This is a genomic window from Mesorhizobium sp. M6A.T.Ce.TU.002.03.1.1 (genome assembly GCF_003997275.1).
Lineage (GTDB): Bacteria > Pseudomonadota > Alphaproteobacteria > Rhizobiales > Rhizobiaceae > Mesorhizobium > Mesorhizobium mediterraneum.
In genome coordinates, this window is sequence record NZ_RZTI01000225.1 from 1 (window position 1) to 4,723 (window position 4,723).

Annotated in this window: 4 protein-coding genes; all 4 read left to right on the top strand. The window is 62.1% G+C overall.

Translation table 11 applies throughout. From position 1 onward, the window contains the following. Positions 1 to 259 precede the first annotated feature (259 nt). Positions 260 to 1,273: a sugar ABC transporter permease gene (locus EOC93_RS32545; RefSeq protein ID WP_127206654.1), complete on the top strand. Its 1,014-nt coding sequence runs from the start codon at positions 260 to 262 to the stop codon at positions 1,271 to 1,273. Position 1,274: 1 nt separating this feature from the next. Next, entirely contained in the window at positions 1,275 to 2,429 is a 1,155-nt protein-coding gene (locus EOC93_RS32550; RefSeq protein ID WP_126103953.1) for a carbohydrate ABC transporter permease, read from the top strand. 4 nt (positions 2,430 to 2,433) lie between these two features. Continuing rightward, the gene (locus tag EOC93_RS32555; RefSeq protein WP_127206655.1) at positions 2,434 to 4,098 is read left to right on the top strand and encodes an alpha-glucosidase; all 1,665 of its coding nucleotides are present in this window, start codon (positions 2,434 to 2,436) and stop codon (positions 4,096 to 4,098) included. Positions 4,099 to 4,123: 25 nt separating this feature from the next. Further along, positions 4,124 to 4,723: ATP-binding cassette domain-containing protein (locus tag EOC93_RS32560; RefSeq protein ID WP_127206656.1), on the top strand; the 600-nt coding region annotated here is incomplete at its 3' end.

The following is a 4,723-nucleotide window of genomic DNA, read 5'->3' on the forward strand; positions in this document are numbered from 1 at the left end:
GAGCTGGGACGCGATCAAGTAGGCGTCCCCGGCTGAACGTGCGGACGACCGATCCTGGATCCGGGCCTCAATGGCCCGGATCCGACCGGCGGCCCGCGCCGCACCGATTGTCACGAGTACAACGACATTCCAGCTTGGAGTGCGATCAGCAATGGTGGAAACCGGTTTGCGTTCGATCGCTCTCAACAACTGAATCGGCCCATGATCCCGTCGCCAAAGCCATTCTCGACTGGCGGATCATGCGCAGAGGGAGGGACCCGTGGCGGCTCAGATTTTCTCGGCCATATTTGTCATCATCGTCGGCGTCGGCGGCTGCGTCGCCTATTTCTGGGGCGCCAACAAGCTGGTGGACATCATCTTCCCGTCGCGCGGCGTCGCAGGTGCTGCGGCCATCGACAATTTGCGCCGGCAGGGGATGATCCGGCCGTGGCTGTTCGTCGGCCCGGCCATGATCATCCTCACCATCTATTTGATCTACCCGGTCGTGGAAACGCTCAGGCTGTCGTTCCTCGATCGCGGCGGCGCCAATTTCGTCGGCTTCGCCAATTATGAATGGGCGTTCGGCGACCGCGAGTTCCGCACCTCCATCCTCAACAACATCATCTGGCTGGCGGTCGTGCCTGCCGCCTGCACCTTCCTCGGGCTGATCATCGCCGTCCTCACCGACAAGATCTGGTGGGGCACCATCGCCAAGAGCCTCATCTTCCTGCCGCTGGCCATCTCCTTTGTCGGCGCCAGCGTCATCTGGAAATTCATCTATGAGTATAGAGGCGCCGGCCAGACGCAGATCGGCTTGCTCAACGCCATCATCCAGTATTTCGGCGGCCAGCCGCAGGTCTGGATATCGCTGCCGTTCTGGAACAATTTCTTCCTGATGATCATCCTGATCTGGATCCAGACCGGCTTTGCCATGGTCATCCTGTCCTCAGCCTTGCGGGGGATTCCCGAAGAGACGCTGGAAGCGGCCGTCATCGACGGCGCCAATCCGTTCCAGATCTTCTGGAAGATCATGGTGCCGCAGATCTGGGGCACGATCGCCGTCGTCTGGACCACCATCACCATCCTGGTGCTGAAGGTGTTCGACATCGTGCTGACCATGACCAACGGCCAATGGAACAGCCAGGTGCTGGCCAATCTGATGTTCGACTGGATGTTCCGCGGCGGCGGTGATTTCGGCCGTGGCGCGACCATCGCCATCATCATCATGATCGCGGTCATTCCGATCATGGTCTGGAACATCCGCCAGGCGAACAAAGAGACGGGAGGACATTGAGATGGCCGTGGCGACCGGAAAGTCTTTTGCCAGCCGTTTCGGCGTCCATATCGCCGTCTTCATCTTCGTCGCGATCTGGACCATCCCGACCCTCGGCATTCTCGTCTCGTCGCTGCGCGACAAGGATCAGATCATCGCCTCGGGCTGGTGGAACTCGTTTGCCAGTTCCACCCAGACTGAAGCGGGCCGGCTGCCACCCGCCTCGGCGCAAGTCGAGAAGGACGGCAAGTTCGTCCTCGAGGGCAACATCTTCGGCGAGGATGCGGCCCGCGACATCAGCGCCTTCGGCGTCAAGTCGGCGGCGCCGACGCAATATCCCGCCGGCACGACAGCCGATCTCGGCGACGGCGAGACCTTGCAGCTCAACGCCGACGGCAGTTTCGTCATGACCTCAACGAAGCCCTTCGAGGGCAAGCGCGGCCAGCGCGTCTACTACGCCTCGTCGGCGCCGCCGAAGTTCACCACCGACAATTACAATACGGTGCTGTTTTCGGAGGGCATCGGCCGCTCGTTCATGAATTCGCTGACCGTCACCATCCCGGCGACTGTCATCCCGATCCTGATCGCGGCGTTCGCGGCCTATGCGCTGGCCTGGATGCGCTTTCCCGGCCGGGCATTGCTCATCGCGGTTATCATCGGCCTCCTGGTCGTGCCGCTGCAAATGTCGCTGATCCCGCTGCTGAAGCTCTACAACGGCGTCGGCAGCTTCTTCGGCGTGCCGTCGAAAACCTATCTCGGCATCTGGCTGGCGCATACCGGCTTCGGTCTGCCTTTCGCTATCTATCTCCTGAGAAGCTACATTGCCGGCCTGCCGCGCGAAATCATGGAATCGGCGCGCATCGACGGCGCCAGCGATTTCGAGATCTTCGTCAAGATCGTGCTGCCGCTGTCGTTCCCGGTGCTGGCCTCCTTCGCCATCTTCCAGTTTCTGTGGGTGTGGAACGACCTGCTGGTTGCGATGGTTTTCCTCGGCACTGAGGGCGACCAGATCGTGCTGACCGCCAAGCTCAATGCGTTGCTCGGCTCGCGCGGCGGCGACTGGGAGATCCTGACGACATCGGCTTTCATCACCATTGTCGTGCCGCTGATCGTGTTCTTCTCGCTGCAGCGCTATTTCGTCCGCGGGCTGCTCGCCGGCTCAGTGAAAGGTGGTTGAGATCATGCAATCCGCTGTGAAAGCGACGTTGAGCCCCGACCTCGCCGTCGGCCGCGACTGGTGGCGCGGTGCCGTGGTCTACCAGATCTATCCGCGCAGCTATCAGGATTCGAACGGCGACGGCATCGGCGACCTCAGGGGCATCATCGCCAGGCTCCCCTATATCGCTGCGCTCGGCGTCGATGCCATCTGGATCTCGCCGTTCTTCAAGTCGCCGATGAAGGATTTCGGCTACGACGTGTCCGACTATTGCGACGTCGATCCGATGTTCGGCACGCTGGCCGATTTCGATGCCTTGACCGCCGAGTCGCACAGGCTCGGGCTCAAGGTGATGATCGACGAGGTGCTGTCGCATACGGCCGACATCCATCCGTGGTTTAGGGAAAGCCGCTCGAGCCGCACCAATCCCAAGGCAGACTGGTATGTCTGGGCCGACGCCAAGCCCGACGGCACGCCACCCAACAACTGGCTGTCAATCTTCGGCGGCTCTGCCTGGCAGTGGGACACCAGCCGCCAGCAATATTACCTGCATAATTTTCTGGCCGAGCAGCCCGATCTTAATTTCCACAGCCGCGCCGTCCAGGACGCGCTGCTCGATGTCACCCGCTTCTGGCTGGAGCGCGGCGTCGACGGTTTCCGCCTCGACACCATCAACTTCTATTTCCACAGCCAGGGCCTGGAGGACAATCCGCCGCTGCCGCCCGAAGAACGCAACGACCAGACTGCTCCTTCCGTCAACCCTTACAACTACCAGGATCACCTCTACGACAAGAGCCGCCCCGAAAACCTCGGCTTCCTCGAGCGCTTCCGCGCCCTGCTCGACGAATATCCGGCGACAGCGGCGGTCGGCGAAGTCGGCGATTCGCAACGCGGGCTGGAGGTGGTGGCGGCCTATACCGCCGGCGGCAAGCGCGTGCACATGTGTTATTCGTTCGACTTCCTGGCGCCCGAAAAAATCAGCGCGGCCAAGGTGCGTTCGGTGCTGGAAGCCTTCGGCAAGGTCGCCAGCGACGGCTGGTCGTGCTGGGCGTTCTCCAACCACGACGTGATGCGCACTGCCTCGCGCTGGGCGGCCGGCGAAGCCGACCAGACCGCCTATCTCAAGGTGATCTCGGCGCTGCTGATGTCGCTGCGCGGCTCGGTCTGCATCTATCAGGGCGAGGAGCTTGGTCTTGGCGAAGCGGAATTGCAATTCGAGGATCTGCGGGACCCCTACGGCATCCGCTTCTGGCCGGAATTCAAGGGCCGTGACGGCTGCCGCACGCCGATGGTCTGGGATGGCGCCGACAGCAATGGCGGCTTCTCCAAGGCAAAGCCATGGCTGCCCGTGCCCGCCAAGCACCTTTCGCAAGCGGTCGATGTGCAGCAGGGCGACGACAGCTCGCTGCTTGAACACTACCGGCGCTTTCTCGCCTTCCGCCGTTTGCATCCGGCGCTGGCCAAGGGCGATATCGACTTCATCGAAAGCGAGGGCGATACGGTCGCCTTCACGCGCCGCGAGGGCAACGAGCAGATCGTCTGCGTCTTCAATCTCGGCAGCCGACCGGCGGAAGTCAATCTCGGCGGACGCTCGCTGCAGCCCTTGCCGGGGCACGGGTTTTCGGGACAGACTGGCGCCGGCTCTATCCGCCTCGGCGGCTACGGCGCCTGGTTCGGGCGCATCGACTGAGTTTGCAATTCACTGGAGGGAACCCATGGCCGATGTCACGCTAAGGCAAGTGAAGAAATCATACGGCAATCTCAACATTCTCCACGGTATCGACCTCGACATAAAGTCGGGCGAGTTCATCGTCTTCGTCGGCCCTTCGGGTTGCGGCAAGTCGACCTTGCTGCGGTCCATCGCCGGGCTTGAGGAAATCACCTCCGGGGAGCTCAAGATCGCCGGCGAGGTGGTCAACGACGTGCCGCCGTCGAAGCGGGGCATCGCCATGGTGTTCCAGTCCTATGCGCTCTATCCGCACATGACCGTCTACGACAACATGGCGTTCTCGATGAAAATCGGCAAGGAGAGCAAGGCCGAGATCGACAAGCGGGTGCGCCAAGCGGCGGAAATCCTGCAGCTGACCAAATATCTCGACCGCTTGCCCAAAGCGATGTCGGGCGGCCAGCGCCAGCGCGTCGCCATCGGCCGCGCCATCGTGCGCAACCCGAAGGTCTTCCTGTTCGACGAGCCGCTGTCGAACCTCGACGCGGCACTGCGCGTCGCCACCCGCATCGAGATCGCCAAGCTCAAGGAGTCGATGCCTGCCACAACAATGATCTACGTGACCCACGACCAGGTCGAGGCGATGACG